General features: G+C 71.3%; 12 protein-coding genes. 7 read left to right on the top strand and 5 right to left on the bottom strand.

Annotation, left to right across the window (positions count from 1 at the left end):
• Positions 1-100 precede the first annotated feature (100 nt).
• The 5 genes from AC4BDD_RS08785 (at position 101) to AC4BDD_RS08765 (ending at position 6,577) form a co-directional block, all read left to right on the top strand.
• Positions 101-1,063 (top strand): zinc-binding dehydrogenase, encoded by a 963-nt coding sequence (locus AC4BDD_RS08785; RefSeq protein WP_490690416.1) that lies wholly within the window; start codon positions 101-103, stop codon positions 1,061-1,063.
• A gap of 268 nt (positions 1,064-1,331) precedes the next feature.
• On the top strand, positions 1,332-4,142 hold the full coding sequence (locus tag AC4BDD_RS08780; RefSeq protein ID WP_490690415.1) for an alpha/beta fold hydrolase: 2,811 nt from the start codon (positions 1,332-1,334) through the stop codon (positions 4,140-4,142).
• A 23-nt stretch (positions 4,143-4,165) separates the two neighbouring features.
• Positions 4,166-5,089, top strand: a complete 924-nt coding sequence (locus tag AC4BDD_RS08775; RefSeq protein WP_490690414.1) for an NAD-dependent epimerase/dehydratase family protein — start codon at positions 4,166-4,168, stop codon at positions 5,087-5,089.
• 12 nt (positions 5,090-5,101) lie between these two features.
• Complete coding sequence (locus AC4BDD_RS08770) at positions 5,102-5,635, top strand: nuclear transport factor 2 family protein (RefSeq protein ID WP_490690413.1); 534 nt, start codon at positions 5,102-5,104, stop codon at positions 5,633-5,635.
• A 105-nt stretch (positions 5,636-5,740) separates the two neighbouring features.
• Entirely contained in the window at positions 5,741-6,577 is an 837-nt protein-coding gene (locus AC4BDD_RS08765) for an AfsR/SARP family transcriptional regulator (RefSeq protein ID WP_490690412.1), read from the top strand.
• Between the two features lie 30 nt (positions 6,578-6,607).
• Here AC4BDD_RS08765 and AC4BDD_RS08760 read toward each other — a convergent pair whose 3' ends face one another.
• The 5 genes from AC4BDD_RS08760 to AC4BDD_RS08740 all read right to left on the bottom strand — a co-directional run bounded on the left by AC4BDD_RS08760 (position 6,608) and on the right by AC4BDD_RS08740 (position 13,622).
• On the bottom strand, positions 6,608-6,787 hold the full coding sequence (locus AC4BDD_RS08760; RefSeq protein ID WP_128557595.1) for a DUF6104 family protein: 180 nt from the start codon (positions 6,785-6,787) through the stop codon (positions 6,608-6,610).
• Positions 6,788-6,884: 97 nt separating this feature from the next.
• The gene (locus tag AC4BDD_RS08755; protein ID WP_490690411.1) at positions 6,885-10,715 is read right to left on the bottom strand and encodes a multifunctional oxoglutarate decarboxylase/oxoglutarate dehydrogenase thiamine pyrophosphate-binding subunit/dihydrolipoyllysine-residue succinyltransferase subunit; all 3,831 of its coding nucleotides are present in this window, start codon (positions 10,713-10,715) and stop codon (positions 6,885-6,887) included.
• Between the two features lie 226 nt (positions 10,716-10,941).
• Positions 10,942-12,051: a HAMP domain-containing sensor histidine kinase gene (locus tag AC4BDD_RS08750; RefSeq protein ID WP_490690410.1), complete on the bottom strand. Its 1,110-nt coding sequence runs from the start codon at positions 12,049-12,051 to the stop codon at positions 10,942-10,944.
• 7 nt (positions 12,052-12,058) lie between these two features.
• A complete protein-coding gene (locus tag AC4BDD_RS08745; protein WP_490690409.1) occupies positions 12,059-12,799 on the bottom strand; it encodes a response regulator transcription factor in 741 nt (246 codons plus the stop codon).
• A gap of 103 nt (positions 12,800-12,902) precedes the next feature.
• Positions 12,903-13,622: a spermidine synthase family protein gene (locus AC4BDD_RS08740; protein ID WP_490690408.1), complete on the bottom strand. Its 720-nt coding sequence runs from the start codon at positions 13,620-13,622 to the stop codon at positions 12,903-12,905.
• A 184-nt stretch (positions 13,623-13,806) separates the two neighbouring features.
• Between AC4BDD_RS08740 and AC4BDD_RS08735 the strand changes: the two genes are divergently transcribed.
• Entirely contained in the window at positions 13,807-14,682 is an 876-nt protein-coding gene (locus AC4BDD_RS08735) for a rhomboid-like protein (RefSeq protein ID WP_490690407.1), read from the top strand.
• A 142-nt stretch (positions 14,683-14,824) separates the two neighbouring features.
• Positions 14,825-17,248 carry an endopeptidase La gene (gene lon / locus AC4BDD_RS08730; RefSeq protein WP_490690406.1) on the top strand — a complete coding sequence of 808 codons (2,424 nt, stop codon included), beginning with the start codon at positions 14,825-14,827 and terminating at the stop codon, positions 17,246-17,248.
• The last annotated feature ends 18 nt before the right edge of the window (positions 17,249-17,266 follow it).

Here is a 17,266-nt window from a genome sequence, read left to right as displayed (position 1 = left end):
CGCCTCCTTGCCGCCTCCTTGCGAGCGCACGGGCAAAAGGGGGGTGTGTCACAGCCGGGTGTGGTTCCGCGGCGCTCCACCCGGTCCTAGGGTCAGGATCATGTTCGCTGCCTACGCCGCACGTATCGACCGTGACCAGCCGCTCAACGGGCTCGAATTGGGTGAACGGCCCGCCCCGGAGCCCCGGCCCGGCTGGACGACCGTCACCGTCAAGGCCGCCTCGCTCAACCACCACGACCTGTGGTCGCTGCGCGGCGTCGGTCTCGGCGAGGAGTCGCTTCCCATGATCCTGGGCTGCGACGCGGCCGGGATCGACGAGGACGGCAACGAGGTCGTCCTGCACTCCGTCATCGGGCAGACCGGCCACGGCGTCGGCCCGCGCGAGCCGCGCTCCATCCTGACCGAGCGCTACCAGGGCACCTTCGCCGAGCGGGTCGCCGTCCCCACCTGGAACCTGCTGCCCAAGCCCAAGGAGCTGAGCTTCGAGGAGGCGGCCTGCCTGCCGACGGCGTGGCTGACCGCCTACCGCATGCTGTTCACCAACGCCTCGGTGCGCCCCGGTGACACCGTGCTGGTGCAGGGCGCCGGCGGCGGGGTCGCCACCGCGGCCATCGTGCTGGGCGCCGCCGCGGGCTTGCGGGTCTTCGCCACCAGCCGGGACGAGGCCAAGCGGAAGCGGGCCGTCGAGCTGGGCGCCGAGGCGGCGTACGAGCCGGGGGAGCGGCTGCCGCACCGGGTGGACGCGGTGATCGAGACGGTCGGCGCGGCGACCTGGTCGCATTCGGTGAAGGCGCTGCGGCCGGGCGGCACCCTGGTCATCTCGGGCGCCACCTCCGGACCCAACCCCAAGGCCACCGAGCTGAACCGCATCTTCTTCCTGGAGCTCAAGGTCGTCGGCTCGACCATGGGCACCAAGGAGGAACTGGAGGATCTGCTCAGCTTCTGCGCCGCGCGCGGCGTGCGGCCGGTCATCGACTCGGTGCTGCCGCTGGACCGGGCCCGCGAGGGCTTCGAGAAGATGGCCGGCGGCGACCTCTTCGGAAAGATCGTCCTGACCGTCTGACGCTCACTCACGAAAGTGACGTCCTGACCGCAACACTCGACTCGGCTTCACGTCAAGACCCCTGCCGGACTGCTCCGGCAGGGGTCTTTGGCTGGTGTCCGAAGCGGACCGCCGAAGTAGCGGAGTTGGGAATTCCAGCGTATTAATGTCGTCTAGCGGTTGCTGCTAGAGCCTGACTAGAGCGTGGCGAGCAGGCCGTGGATGCCCATGTTCGCGACTGTTACCTTCATGGCCTCGGAATCGGGAGGGGAAGAGGTCGGTGCGACCGATGACGGTTGAACCTTCGGAGCTTTCGCTGCCGGAAGACATACAGGACTTCTGGTCTGTCGCCCATATTCTGGTGAGGGCGGCCAGGGACCATCCGAGCGCCGGGCTCCGTTACTTCAGCGGCGGAGTCGACGACCCGTCCGTATTCCAGTCCCACGGTGAACTGCTGGACACGGCACGGGAATTCCTCGGCGGTCTGCGCCGACTGGGCCTGCGCCCGGGGGACAAGGTGGCGCTGCTCATCGGCGACCAGCGGGACTTCCTCGGCGTCCTGTGGGCCTGCCTGCTCGGCGGCCTCGTCCCCTGCCCGATGGTCCCGGTGCCCGGCGACCCGGCGCGCTGGGCGGCCCAGCTCGGCCACGTGAACCGGCTGCTCGACCACCCGCTGCTGGTGACCACCGAGGCCATGCGGGCCGAACTGCCGGACGTGAAGGGCTTGCGGATCGCGCTCCTGGAGCGGCTGCGCGGCGCCCGGCCCGCGACACGGATCCACCGCGCGGACCCCGGCGACCTCGCCCTGCTGGTCCTCACCTCCGGATCCACCGGGCATGCCAAAGCGGTCATGCTGAGCAATGCCAACCTGCTCGCCGCCATGGCCGGAAAGGCGGACAAGCAGCGCCTGAGCGCTGCCGACACCACGCTCAACTGGATATCCTTCGACCATGTGGCCGCCCTGCTCGAAGCACATCTGCTGCCACTGAGCGTGGGCGCCGATCAATTGCACGCGCGAGACGAGGTCATCGTCGGCGAGCCGCTGCAGTTTCTGCGCCTGATATCCCGCCACCGGGTCACCATGACCTTCGCGCCGAATTTTCTCATCGGCAAACTGAATTCCGCAGCACAGGTGCTCGAAAGGGAAATCGAGGCGGGCGGCGAGAGCCTGGATCTCCGTGCGCTGCGGCACATCGTCAGCGGCGGGGAGCCCAATGTGGTCGCCACCGGTGAGAGCTTCCTCACCACCTACGCCCGCTACGGACTGCGCCCCGGGGCCCTCTGGCCCGCCTTCGGGATGACCGAGACCTGCGCCGGCAGCGTCTACAGCGGCGACTTCCCGGCCGCCGACGCGGGCCGCGACTTCGCCAGTGTCGGGACGCCGGTGGAGGGGCTGCGGATCCGGATCGCCGGCCGCGACAACACCCCGCTGCCGGCGGGGCGGGTCGGCGAACTCCAGCTCAACGGCCCCATGGTCACCAGCGGTTACTACCGCGACGAGGCGGCCACCCGGCAGTCCCTCACCCCCGACGGCTGGTTCCGCAGCGGCGACCTGGGGCGGCTCACCGACGGTCGGCTCACCCTGGTGGGGCGCAGCAAGGACAGCATCATCGTCAACGGCACCAGCTACCTCAGCCACGAGATCGAGGCCGAGCTGGCCCAGCTGTCCGACGTGGCCTGCGGGTACGTCGCGGCATTCCCCACCCGCCGGCCCGGCAGCGACACCGAGCAGCTGGTCATCGCGGTCAGCCCGGAGGTGGCGGAGGAGGACGAGGACGGCCTGTACCGGCTGCTGACCGCGGTGCGCGCCACCGTGGTGATGGCCTGGGGTTTCCGCCCGGCCCACATCCTGCCGCTGCCCCAGGACGCCTTCCCCAAGACCAGCCTCGGCAAGACGCTGCGCCACCGGATGCGGGAGCGGCTGGAGGCCGGCGGCTACGACGACGCCATCGCGCGCGTCGCCGAGCTGACCCGCCGGCGGCTGGGCGGATACACCCCGCCGGCGACCCGCACCGAGCGGGTGCTCACCGAGATCTACGCCGAGCTGTTCGACGCGGCACCCCAGGACATCAGCGTCACCGCCGGCTTCTTCGACCTCGGCGGCACCTCGCTGGACATCCTGCGGCTGCGCGGCCAGGTCGACCGGCGCCTCGGCGTGCCGGGCCTGCCCGTCATCACCGTGCTGACCGCCCCGACCGTGCGGGAGCTGGCCCGGGCGCTGGACCGCGGCACCGCCGCACCCGGTGCGTACGACCCGGTGGTGCCGCTCCAGACGGGCGGGGAGAAGACCCCGCTGTTCTGCGTCCATCCCGGCGTGGGGGAGGTCCTGGTCTTCGTCAACCTCGCCAAGTACTTCGCCGGCGACCGCCCGTTCTACGCGCTGCGCGCCCGCGGCTTCGACGAGGGCGAGCGGCCCTTCGGCAGTTTCGAGGAGATGGTGGCCACCTATGTGTCGGCCATCCGCGAGCGGCAGCCGCAGGGCCCGTACGCCGTCGCGGGCTACTCCTACGGCGGCGTGGTGGCCTTCGAGATAGCCAAGGCGCTCCAGGCCCAGGGCGAGCGGGTGGACTTCATCGGTAGTTTCAACATCCCGCCGCACATCAGATACCGGATGGAGGAGCTGGACTTCGTCGAGACCGCGGCCAACCTCGCCCACTTCCTGGACCTCATCGGCAAGAAGGAGGCGATGGACCTCCCCGCGCGGCTGCGGCCGCTGCCCCGGCGTGAGCAGATGGCGCACTTCATGCGGGCGGCCCGCCCGGACCGGCTGACCGATCTCGACCTGGACCAGGCGAAGTTCACCGCCTGGGCGGAGCTGGCCCATGGGCTCACCTCATTGGGGCGCGCCTACACTCCCAGCGGCACCGTCCGTTCGATGACGGTCTTCCACGCCATTCCGCTGCGGGGCACCAAGGAGGACTGGCTGGAGAAGGAACTCCGCAGGTGGGACGAGCACACCACGGAGACCAACCGATACGTCGAGGTACCGGGGGAGCACTACACGATGATGAGTCCGCAACACGTCGCGGCCTTCCAGGCGATCCTGCGCAAGGAACTCGACCGCGCGCTGGGTGACGGCAGACCGGCCGGCCGAAGATGAGGCCGACGAGGGGGAGTAACAGTTTGAGAGGGAAGAAGATCCTGGTCACCGGCGCCACCGGCCAGGTGGCCGGGCCGGTGGCCGAGGCACTGGCCGAGCAGAACGAGGTGTGGTGCCTGGGCCGGTTCGGCAAGCCCGGTTCCGAGAAGGCGCTCCAAGCCCACGGGATCACCACCTTCCGGTGGGACATGGCGGACCAGGGCGAATCGGCGTACGAGGGGCTGCCCACCGACTTCACCCATGTCCTGCACTCCGCCGTGCGGCGCGGCGAGGACGGTGACTTCCACGCCGCCGTCGAGATCAACTCGGTGGCCTGCGGCCGGCTGATGACCCACTGCCGGAGCGCGGAGGCGTTTCTGTTCGTCTCCACCGGAGCGCTGTACAAGCGCCGGACCCTGGACCACCCGTACACCGAGTCGGACCCGATCGACGGGGTCGCCGACTGGCTTCCGGCCTACCCGGTCGGGAAGATCGCCGCCGAGGGCGCGGTCCGCGCCTTCGCCGGCGTGCTCAATCTGCCGACCACCATCGCCCGGCTCAACATCGCCTATGGCCCCAGCGGCTACGGCGGAGTCCCCATGCTCTACTTCCAGCGGATGCTCGCCGGTGAGCCGATCCCGGTACCCATGCAGGGCCAGAACTGGTGCTCCCCGCTGTACACCGACGACCTGGTCCGGCAGGTCCCGCGGCTGTGGGAGGCCGCGTCGGTGCCGGCCACCGTCGTCAACTGGGGCGGCGACGAGGCGGTCGGCATCACCGACTGCGTGCGCTACCTGGAGGAGCTGACCGGGGTCCGAGCCAATCTGGTGCGACGCGAGGTCACCCGGGAGACCTACCGGTTCGACCCGGCCCGCCGGCTGGAGCTCACCGGCCCCTGCCGGGTGGACTGGCGGGAGGGCATCCGCCGTACCGTCGAGGCGCTGTACCCCGAGCACATCAAGAACTGAGGAGCGAGGACGATGGCGTCCGAGAACACCCCCACGAGCACCGCCGACACCTCCGCGAGCACCGCCACCACCTCCGCGAACATCGCGGCGATCCAGCGGAGTTACGCGGGGTTCCGGGAGCGGGACGTGGCGGCCGTGCTGTCGGTCATGCACCCCGAGGTGGAGTGGGTCCACCCGGACGGGATGGCCGCCTACGGCCTGGGCGGCACCAAGCTGGGCCACGCCGGGATCAGGGAGTTCCTGGCTCGGGTGCCGAGCGTACTGGGCGGGATGAGGCTCAACCCGCGGGAGTTCATCGAGCAGGGCGACCGGGTCGTGGTCTTCGGCACCCGCGAGGTGACCAGCCGCGGCGGCAACACCGCCACGCTGAACTTCGTCCACTCCTGGACCATGCGGGACGGGAAGGCGACGCGGATGGAGGACATCTTCGACACCGTGGCCTTCCACGAGCTGATCGAGAGCGACGCGCGAGCGGTCCGCGAGCCGGGCCTGGCGCCGAGCCACGAGCCGAGCCACGAGCCGACCCCGGCGCTGGTCGGAAGCTGAGCCGCGTCACCGGACCGCCGGGCCCCCACCGAGCCGGGGCCCGGCGGCCCGGCCCGCGGTCCGCCACGAGAAGGCCGCCGAACCGTTTGTGCGCAACCACCGCGGGTGAACTCTGAGGAGGTGGCCACCATCTACGCGAACGTCCTCGGAACGCTGACACTGCGCCACGGCACGCACTCCGCCGTGCCGAGCGCGATGAAGCCGCGGAAAGCCCTCGCCCTGCTGCTGCTCCACGACGGCCGGGTGGTGCCCGCGGCGACCCTGATGACCGAGCTGTGGGGTGACGACCCACCGCGCACCGGCCCGACGACCCTGCAGACCTACATCCTGCGCCTGCGCAAAGAACTCGCCCGGGTGATGGAGGTCCCCGGCTCCGTGGTGGCCCGTGACATCCTGCGGACCACCTCCGGCGGCTACCGCTTCCTGCTGTCCTCCGGCCGGTTCGACGTGCACGAGTACCGCGATCGGGTCGCCGATGCCGACCGCGCCCTTCAGGCCGGTGACGAACGCGCCGCGGACACCGCCTACCGCCGCGCGCTGGCCGTCTGGCAGGGCCGCGCCCTGGCCGACGTGGTCCACGGGCGTCCGCTCCAGGCGGAGGTCGCCCGGCTGGAGCAGTCCCGGCTCACCGTCACCGAGCGGAGCATCGATCTCAGGCTGCGGCTCGGCGGTCATCAGGAGGCGCTCAGCGACCTGGCCTCACTGGTGGTCGAGCACCCCTTCCACGAAGGGATCCACGGCCAGTACATGCTCGCGCTGCACCGGTCCGGCCAGCGCGTCCGCGCCCTCGCGGCCTACCAGCGGCTGCGGCAGACCATGACCGAGCAGCTCGGGCTGGAACCCTCGGTCAGGCTCCAGCGCCTCCAGCAGGCGGTGCTGGCCGCCGATCCCCGGCTCGACACCGAGGCCCAGGCTCCGGGCCGCGGCCCGGAGGTGGCGTAACGCCCCCGCCGGAGTCGGCCGGCCGGGGGATCAGTCCTCGTCCTCGTCGTCGAGGCGGGCCAGCCAGGTCGCCAGCCGCTCCACCGGTACCTCGAAGTCCGGATTCAGGTCGACGAAGGTCCGCAGCTGCTCGGCGAGCCACTCGAAGGTGACCTCCTCCTCGCCGCGTCGCTTCTCCAGCTCCTCGATGCCACGGTCGGTGAAGTACATGCGAACAGCCTAGTACGCGCACGCGGCAAGGCCCGGCCCCGCGTACGGGACCGGGCCTTGTCTCACATGCCCGCTCGGCCTGGCCGAGTCAGCGGCCTCAGATGTCGAAGACCTCGCTGACCAGGGCCTGCTGCTCGGCCTGGTGGCGCTTGTTGGAACCGACCGCCGGCGAGGAGGAGTGCGGGCGGGAGACCCGCACCAGCCGGTCGGCCGCCGGGACGTCCGCCCCGACCGCCAGGTCGAGGTGGTCGATCAGGTTGAGCGCGATGAACGGCCAGGCACCCTGGTTCGCCGGCTCCTCCTGGGCCCACACGAACTTCGCCGCGTTCTCGTACTTGGCGATCTCGGCCTGCAGCTCCGCACCCGGCAGCGGGTACAGCCGCTCCAGCCGGATGATCGCCGTGTCGGTCACACCGCGCTTGTCCCGCTCGGCGTCGAGGTCGTAGTAGACCTTGCCGGAGGTGAAGACGACCTTGCGGACCGCCGCCGGGTCGACCTTGTCATCCCCGATGACCGGCCGGAACCCGCCCGTGGTGAACTCCTCCGCCTTGGAGGCCGCGGCCTTGAGCCGGAGCATCGACTTCGGGGTGAAGACGATCAGCGGCTTGTGGTGCGGGTTGTGCACCTGCCAGCGCAGCAGGTGGAAGTAGTTCGATGGCAGGGTCGGCATGGCGACCGTCATGTTGTCCTGCGCGCACAGCTGGAGGAAGCGCTCCGGGCGGGCGGAGCTGTGGTCCGGGCCCTGGCCCTCGTAGCCGTGCGGCAGCAGCAGGGTGACGCCGGAGTGCTGGCTCCACTTCTGCTCGGCCGAGGAGATGAACTCGTCCACGACGGTCTGCGCGCCGTTGACGAAGTCACCGAACTGGGCCTCCCACATCACCAGCGCGTCCGGCCGGGCGAGGGAGTAGCCGTACTCGAAGCCCATCGCCGCGTACTCGCTGAGCAGCGAGTCGTAGACGGTGTAGCGGGCCTGGTCCTCGGACAGGTAGAGCAGCGGGGTGTAGTCCTCGCCGGTCTCCCGGTCCACCAGCACCGCGTGGCGCTGGCCGAAGGTGCCGCGGCGGGAGTCCTGGCCGGCGAGCCGGACCGGGGTGCCCTCCATCAGCAGGGAACCGATGGCGAGCGTCTCGCCCATGCCCCAGTCGATCGTGCCGTCCTCGACCATCGCCGCACGGCGCTGGAGCTGCGGCAGCAGCCGCGGGTGCACGGTGACCCGCTCGGGGACGTTGACCTGGGACTCGGCGATCCGCTTGACGACCTCCGCGCTGACCGCGGTCTGCACGGCCACCGGGAACTTGGGCTGCGGCTCGGGCACCTCGGCCGGGGCCGGCTGCGCGGTGGCCTCGCGGACCTCGGTGAAGACCTTCTCCAGCTGGCCCTGGAAGTCCTGCAGCGCCTGCTCGGCCTCTTCCAGGGTGATGTCGCCCCGGCCGATCAGCGACTCGGTGTACAGCTTGCGCACCGAGCGCTTCTTGTCGATCAGGTCGTACATCAGCGGCTGGGTGAAACCGGGGTTGTCGGTCTCGTTGTGGCCGCGGCGGCGGTAGCAGATGAGGTCGATGACCACGTCCTTGTTGAACGCCTGGCGGAACTCGAAGGCGAGTCGTCCGACGCGGACCACGGCCTCCGGGTCGTCACCGTTCACGTGGAAGATCGGCGCCTCGATCATGCGCGCCACGTCGGTGGCGTACATCGAGGAGCGGGACGCGGTCGGGGCGGCGGTGAAGCCGACCTGGTTGTTGATCACGATGTGCACGGTGCCGCCGGTGCGGTAGCCGCGCAGCTGCGACATGTTCAGCGTCTCCGCGACCACGCCCTGGCCCGCGAAGGCCGCGTCGCCGTGGAGCGCGATGGGCAGGACGGTGAAGTCCGTGCCCGCCTTGCCGATGATGTCCTGCTTGGCGCGGGCGACGCCCTCCAGGACCGGGTCCACCGCCTCCAGGTGGGAGGGGTTGGCGACCAGCGAGACCTGGATCTGCTCGCCGTCCAGACCGGTGAAGGTGCCCTCGGCGCCCAGGTGGTACTTCACGTCGCCGGAGCCGTGCATCGACTTCGGGTCGAGGTTGCCCTCGAACTCCCGGAAGATCTGCGCGTAGGACTTGCCGACGATGTTGGCCAGGACGTTCAGCCGGCCGCGGTGGGCCATGCCGATGACGACCTCGTCCAGACGGGACTCGGCGGCCGCGTCGATCACCGCGTCCAGCAGCGGGATGACGGACTCGCCGCCCTCCAGCGAGAAGCGCTTCTGACCGACGTACTTGGTCTGCAGGAAGGTTTCGAACGCCTCGGCCGCGTTGAGCCGGCGCAGGATCCGCAGCTGCTCGTCGCGCTCCGGGCTGGTGTGCTGGCGCTCCACCCGGTCCTGGATCCACTTGCGCTGCTTGGGGTCCTGGATGTGCATGAACTCGATGCCGGTGGTGCGGCAGTACGAGTCGCGCAGCACGCCGAGGATGTCGCGCAGCTTCATCATGGACTTGCCGGCGAAGCCGCCGACCGCGAACTCGCGCTCCAGGTCCCACAGGGTGAGGCCGTGCTCGACGATGTCCAGGTCGGGGTGCTTGCGCTGGCGGTACTCCAGCGGGTCGGTGTCGGCCATGACGTGGCCGCGGACCCGGTAGGAGTGGATCAGGTCGAAGACCCGGGCCGCCTTGGTGACGTCGTCGTCGTGGCTGACGTCGATGTCCCGCAGCCAGCGCACCGGCTCGTAGGGGATGCGCAGCGCCTCGAAGATGTCGTCGTAGAAGCCGTTCTCACCGAGGAGGAGGTTCGAGACGATCCGCAGGAACTCGCCGGAGGCGGCGCCCTGGATGGTGCGGTGGTCGTAGGTCGAGGTCAGCGTCATGACCTTGGAGACGCCCAGCTTGTTCAGGGTGTCCTGGGAGGTGCCCTGGAACTCGGCCGGGTACTCCATCGAGCCCACGCCCATGATCACCGACTGGCCGGGCATCAGGCGGGGCACCGAGTGGACGGTGCCGATGCCACCCGGGTTGGTCAGCGAGACCGTGACCCCGGTGAAGTCGTCCATGGTGAGCTTGTTGGCCCGGGCGCGGCGGACGATGTCCTCGTACGCCTGCCAGAACTCGAAGAAGTTGAGCGTCTCGGCCTTCTTGATGGCCGCGACGACCAGCTGCCGCTCACCGTTGGGCTTGACCAGGTCGATGGCCAGGCCGAGGTTGATGTGCGGCGGCTTGACCAGCGTCGGCTTGCCGTCCTTCTCCGCGAAGGACCAGTTCATCGACGGCATGGTCTTGATCGCCTGCACCATGGCGTAGCCGATGAGGTGGGTGAAGGAGACCTTCCCGCCCCGGGCCCGCTTGAGGTGGTTGTTGATGACGATCCGGTTGTCGAACAGCAGCTTCACCGGGACGGCGCGCACGGACGTGGCCGTGGGGATCTCCAGCGAGGCGTTCATGTTCTTCGCGACGGCGGCACCGGGGCCACGCAGCGTGATGAACTCCGCGGACGTGGGCGCAGCGGCCGGCTCGGCCTTCTTCGCGGCCGCGGCCGGGGCGGCCGGCGCCTGCGCGGCGGGCTTCGCCGCCACCGGAGCCGCCGGCTTCGCCGCGGGGGCGACGGCCGGAGCGGCCGGGGCCTGCGCCGCGGGCGCGGCCTGGACGGCCGGCTTCGGGGCGCTCGGCGCGGCGGCCGGCGGGACGATCGGGGTCTCGGCGGCGTCCGCGGCGGCGACGCCCGGAGCCTGGGCCCCTGCCTGCGGCGGTGCGGCTACCGCAGAGCTGGTGTCCTGGCCGGGCTTGTAGTCGGCGAAGAAGTCCCACCAGGCTCGGTCGACCGAGTTCGGGTCCTGGAGGTACTGCTGGTAGATCTCGTCGACGAGCCACTCATTGGCACCGAACGCGGCGGCAGGGTTCTTCCCTTGCCCGTCCTGTTCGGTCGAGACGCTCGAGGTGTTGGGGGACTGTGGCGACACGGCGGCAACCGCCCTCTTCCGCTTCCTAAGGTGGTGGACAGCGGGAATAAAGGCTACGCCTATCCGCACCTTACGTGCAGGCCGCACCGGTCATCGTCGCGCAAGTCACATTGATCGGCGGGTTTCGGGGTATGACTTGGCGGGAAACACCCCTGGTTCCGCCGACGCCGGATGACGCCGCGCAGCGCCCACACGCCCACTGTGTGCTTCCGCCCCCGACCCTACGTCAACACCGGTCGCGAGCGGTCCCCGGAAGGCTGACCTTGATCCGGCATCCGCGTGGGGATTCAGCCACCCGGATGCGCCCGCCGTGCAGATCGACCGCCCAGCGGGCGATCGCCAGCCCCAGACCGGTGCCGCCGTCCCCGCCCGGCCCCTTGGCCTTCGGCCCGCCCCGGTTGAAGCGCTCGAAGACCCGGTAGCGCTCCGCCTCCGGGATGCCGGGGCCCTCGTCCAGCACCTCCAGCTCCAGGCTCTGCGGGCCCTCGCCGCGCCGGGCCCGCAGCGTGACCCGGCCGTGCATGGGGCTGTGCTTGACCGCGTTGTCGATGAGGTTGGCGACCACCTGGTGCAGCCGCTCGGCGTCCGCGTGGGCGGTCAGGTCGGACGGGAAGACATCGAGTTTCAGATGCACGTCCGTGCGCGAATGGGCGCCCGAGCGGGCGTCGGAGGCGGCGCTGCGGGCCATGCTCGCCTCCTTGAGGATCCCGGCCAGGTACGGCCACACCTCGAAGCGCCTGGCGTGCAGCGGCACCACGCCGTTGTCCAGCCGGGACAGGTCCAGCAGCTGCTCGACCAGCCGGCCCAGCCGCTGGGTCTGGCGCAGCGCGACCCGCATCGTCTCCGGGTCGGCCTCCGAGACGCCGTCCACGACGTTCTCCAGCACGGCCCGCAGCGCCGCGATCGGGGTGCGCAGCTCGTGCGAGACATTGGCGACCAGCTCCTTGCGGTGGGTGTCCACCGCCTCCAGGTCGGCCGCCATGCGGTTGAAGGCGGTGGCCAGGTCGCCGAACTCGTCCCGCCGCTCCGCGGCCCGCACGCGCCGGGTGTAGTCACCGTGCGCCATCGCCTGGGTGACCTCGGTCATCTCGTCCAGCGGGGCGGACAGCCCGTGCGCCACGAACTGCGTGATCAGCAGCGAGGCGATGATGGAGAAGACCGTGATGATGCGCAGCTCGGTGTCGGAGTGCACGGCCACGAACACCAGCAGGGTGGTGATGATCACGGATCCGATCACCAGCGCGCCGAGCGCGGCCTTCACCGAGCGGAACGGGTCGATGGGCCGCAGCGCCTCCCACAGCCGGCTCCACGCGGCCCGCCAGGGCACCGGCTTCATGCCGACCTCATGCCGCGGGGGTCTCCAGCGCGTAGCCGACGCCGTGCACCGTACGGATGCGCTCCGCGCCGATCTTGCGCCGCAGCGCCTTGATGTGGCTGTCCACGGTCCGGGTGCCGGAGGCGTCCGCCCAGTCCCACACCTCGGCCAGCAGCTGCTCCCGGGAGAGCACCGCGCGCGGGGTGTTGGCCAGGCAGACCAGCAGGTCGAACTCGGTCGGAGTGAGGTGCACGTCACTGCCCCGGACCCGCACCCGGCGCTGCGCGTGGTCGATCTCCAGCTCACCCAGGCGGAGGATGCCGCTGCGCGGGGTGTGCGCGGCCAGCGCGGCCCGCTCCACCCGCCGCAGCAGGACGTGCACCCGGGCCGCCAGCTCCCGCATGGAGAACGGCTTGGTCATGTAGTCGTCCGCGCCGACGCCGAGACCGACCAGCATGTCGGTCTCGTCGTCGCGCGCGGTGAGCATCAGCACCGGGACCGGGCGTCTGGCCTGCACCCGCCGGCACACCTCCAGGCCGTCGAAGCCCGGCAGCATCACGTCCAGCACCAGCAGGTCGGGCTGCCACGCCTCCGCGGTGTCCACCGCGGCCGGGCCGTCGCCGGCGGTCTGCACCTGGAAGCCCTCGGCCCGCAGCCGGGCCGCGATGGCCTCCGCGATCGTGGGATCGTCCTCGACGACCAGGACCCGGCGCTGCGCACCCGGGGTGGTCGCGGCGGCGCCGTTCTGGGTGGTGTGAGTCTGATCCATACGCCCGCCCCTGCGTCGTCCTTGCTGCCGCGGCCCGGGCCTGGTCACGTGCCCCGGCCGCCTTTCGTAAGAAGGCAGCGTAAAGGCACCGTGCGTAGCTCGGCTACGCAGCCCGAGTCGCGAGGTGGACCACGTCCGGGACACCCCGGGCAACAGGGATCTCTTCGGTCCGTACCCCAGTGAACCCGGCATTCCGGAGGGCTTCCTCGAACACGGACGAGGGCTGCGCGGACCACACGGCGAGCACTCCACCGGGTGACAGCCGGTCCGCGCAGGCGGCCAGTCCGGCGGGGGAGTAGAGGCCGCCGTTGTCCTCGGTGACGGTCCAGCCGGGACCGTTGTCGATGTCCAGGCACAGCGCGTCGTAGGTGTCGCTCGTCTCATGGACGTAAGTCACCAGGTCGGCCGGGATGATTTCGGCGCGCGGATCGGTCAGGGCCCGGGCGGACACCGCCGACAGCGGCCCGTCGCGGTGCCAGTCGATGACCGCCTGCTCGCGCTCGACCACCGCGATCCGGCCCCAGCGCGGCTCCGCGGCGGCCTCGGCCAGCGAGAAGCCCACCCCCAGCCCGCCGATGAGCACGGCGGGGGCCAGGCGGCCGGCGGGCAGCGCCTCCAGCGCGGCACGGATCAGCAGCCGCTCCGAGCGGCCGTCGGAGGTGTCCATCAGGAAGCAGCCGTTGGCGATGATCTCGAACACCGCCGAGGGGTCCTCGCCGCGCCGCCGCAGCACCACCTCGCCGTGCGGTCCGTCCCTGCGATCGAGGACCACCGGCCGGGGTACCCGCTGGTGACCGGCGGCGATCTGGTGCGGCGCGTGCATGAATGACCTCCGGGAGGTGTACATGGACGAGTGTGACGGCTGATCGGTTGTGCGATGTGAGAGCAATCACACACCGGTCATGCGTCGCCGTGCGGCTTCATGGTCGATTGTCGACCGTGGGGATGATCTTCGTCAGGGGGCGGCCCCGGGAAGGGCGCCGGCCTCGGGAGGGAGCTGGGGAGCGATGAGCGGCACGGTCACGGAATGGCGCACCACCTCGCGCGCGGCCACCGGCGCCACGGCTGGCGAGGCCCGTGCGGCGTGCGATCTCCCCAGGGCCGCGGTGGCCACCGCCCGCTGCCATGCCGCCACCGCGCCCGGCCATGCCGCCACCGCACCGGATGCCGGCACCCCGCAGCTGGGCGCGGGCGCGGCCCGCCGGCGGTGGAGGCTGCCGCGCCCCGGCCGGGTGCCGGCGCGGTTGACGGCCGCCTGTGCCGCGACGCCGTTCGCCGTCGGCTACGCCCTGGTGCTGATCGCCACCTCGCTCTTCGTGGGGTTCGGCGACCCGGGCACGGTGGACTCCGCGCTGAACGGATCGAGTACCGATGTCTCGCATCTGGCCGAGCGGCCGCTGGTGGTGCTGCCGGCGAGTGCCGTCTGGGTCGCGGGCGGGATGTTCCTGCCGTTCATCGCGCTCTTCGTGCTGGTGGTCGGGGCACTGGAGCGCCGCGTGGGCGGGCTGCGCGCGGCCGGGGTCTTCCTGCTCGGTCATGTCACCGCCACCATGCTCACCGAGCTGCCGGTCGCGGTCTCCGTCGCCGTGGGGCATCTGCCCGGCAGCTCGCTGCGCAGGCTGGACTACGGCATCAGCTACGGCCTGCTGGCCTGCACCGCCGCCCTCGCCGCGCTGCTGCGCCCCCGCGCTCGGCTGCCGCTGCTCGTCGCCGTCGGGGCGGTGCTGGCCGTCGCCCTGGTGCGGCTGAACGACCCCCTCACCGACTGGGGCCATCTGCTGGCCCTGCTCACCGGCCTGGCCTGCTGGCCGTACGTCCGCGGCACGGCCGCCCGGCGCGCGGCCGCCCAGGGTGCGGCCGCTCAGGGCGCGGCGGGTCGCTGACCTCGGCGGCCGTCGACCGCCCGGCTTTGTGTCTCCCCTCCCGTCACGGTTGATCGCTCAGAGCGAACACGCCCTCGGGAACATCAGGCGGCTCCGAAGCATTGAGTCGGCATAGCTCAACTTGCCTGCCGAAGGGGAGATCATGGCTTCGACGTCCACACCGCTCACCCTGCCCGTGCTGCCCCTCGACGACGAGGTGGTACTGCCCGGCATGGTGGTGCCGCTGGACCTTTCCGACCCGGATGTACGCGCCGCGGTGGAGGCCGCGCAGGCCGCCGCGCGGGGTGGCACCGGCAAGCCACGGGTGCTGCTCGTGCCGCGCATCGACGGGACGTACACGGCGGTCGGCGTGCTCGGCACCGTCGAGCAGGTGGGCCGGCTCTCCGACGGCGACCCCGGCGCGCTCATCCGGGGCGTGAGCCGGGTGCGCATCGGCGCCGGGACCACCGGCCCCGGTGCCGCGCTCTGGGTGGAGGGCACCCGTATCGAGGAGGTCACCCCCACTGCGCCCGATTCACAGACGGGGCTGCCCGGTTCGGTGACCGAGCTGGTCAAGGAGTACAAGGCCCTGGCCACCAGCTGGCTCCGCAAGCGCGGCGCCTGGCAGGTCGTCGACCGCGTCCAGCAGATCGACGACGTCTCGCAGCTCGCGGACAACTCCGGGTACTCCCCCTTCCTCACCGTCCAGCAGCGCATCGAGCTGCTGGAGACCGCCGACCCGGTCGCCCGCCTCAAGCTCGCCGTCCGCATGCTCAGCGACCATCTCGCCGAGCAGGACGTGGCGGAGTCGATCGCCAAGGACGTCCAGGAAGGCGTCGACAAGCAGCAGCGCGAGTTCCTGCTGCGCCGTCAGCTGGAGGCGGTGCGCAAGGAGCTGGCGGAGCTCAACGGCGATCCGGAGGACGAGTCCGATGACTACCGGGCTCGGGTGGAGGCCGCCGACCTGCCGGAGAAGGTCCGCCAGGCGGCGCTGAAGGAGGTCGACAAGCTGGAGCGGGCCAGCGACCAGAGCCCGGAGGGCGGTTGGATCCGCACCTGGCTCGACACCGTGCTGGAGCTGCCCTGGCAGGAGCGGACCGAGGACGCCTACGACATCCAGGGCGCCAAGGCGGTGCTGGACGCCGACCACGCCGGCCTGGAGGACGTCAAGGAGCGCATCACCGAGTACCTGGCGGTGCGCAAGCGGCGCGCCGACCGCGGGCTCGGCGTGGTCGGCGGGCGGCGCGGGGGCGCGGTGCTGGCCCTGGTCGGCCCGCCCGGCGTCGGCAAGACCTCGCTGGGTGAGTCCGTGGCCCGCGCCATGGGGCGCAAGTTCGTCCGGGTGGCGCTCGGCGGCGTCCGTGACGAGGCGGAGATCCGCGGCCACCGGCGCACCTATGTCGGCGCGCTGCCCGGCCGGATCGTCCGGGCTGTCAAGGAGGCCGGCTCGATGAACCCGGTCGTCCTCCTCGACGAGATCGACAAGGTCGGCTCGGACTTCCGCGGCGACCCGGCCGCCGCCCTGCTGGAGGTCCTGGACCCGGCGCAGAACCACACCTTCCGGGACCACTACCTGGAGGTGGAACTGGACCTGTCCGACGTGGTCTTCCTGGCCACCGCCAACGTCCTGGAGGCCATCCCCGAGGCCCTGCTGGACCGGATGGAGCTGGTCCGCCTCGACGGCTACACCGAGGACGAGAAGGTCACCATCGCCCGTGGCCACCTGCTCCCGCGCCAGCTGGAGCGGGCTGGCCTGGAGCCCGGCGAGGTCGTGGTGGAGGAGGCCGCGCTGCGCAAGCTCGCCGGGGAGTACACCCGCGAGGCGGGCGTACGCACCCTGGAGCGTTCCCTCGCGCGGCTGCTGCGCAAGGTGGCGGCGGAGGCCGAGCTCGGCGAGCGCGAGCTGCCGTCCACCATCGGGGTGGACGAGCTGCGCCCGCTCATCGGGCGGCCGCACCACACCCCGGAGTCGGCGCAGGACCCGGCCGAGCGGCGCACCGCGGTGCCGGGCGTGGCCACCGGCCTGGCGGTCACCGGCGCGGGTGGCGATGTGCTCTTCGTCGAGGCGTCGCTGGCCGACCCGGAGACCGGCGGCGCGGGGCTGACCCTCACCGGCCAGCTGGGCGATGTGATGAAGGAGTCCGCGCAGATCGCCCTCTCCTTCCTCCGCAGCCACGGCGCGGAGCTGGAGCTGCCGGTGGCCGATCTCAAGGAGCGCGGCATCCATCTGCACGTACCGGCGGGCGCGGTGCCCAAGGACGGTCCGAGCGCCGGCATCACCATGACGACCGCGCTGGCCTCGCTGCTGTCGGGCCGTCAGGTGCGGCCGGAGGTGGCGATGACCGGTGAGGTCTCGCTGACCGGCCGGGTGCTGCCGATCGGCGGGGTCAAGCAGAAGCTGCTGGCCGCGCACCGGGCGGGCATCACCGAGGTGATCATCCCCAAGCGGAACGAGCCGGATCTGGACGACGTCCCGGCCGAGGTGCTGGAGAAGCTCTCCGTCCACCCGGTCTCGGACGTCCGGCAGGTGCTTCAGCTGGCGCTGCAGCCCGCGGCCGTGGAGCGCGAGGTCCCGCTGGCGGCCTGACGCGGGCCGCGCGCCGCG

Source organism: Streptomyces sp. JLBT605 (assembly GCF_058215555.1).
This window is presented reverse-complemented; position numbering and strand designations above follow the sequence as displayed.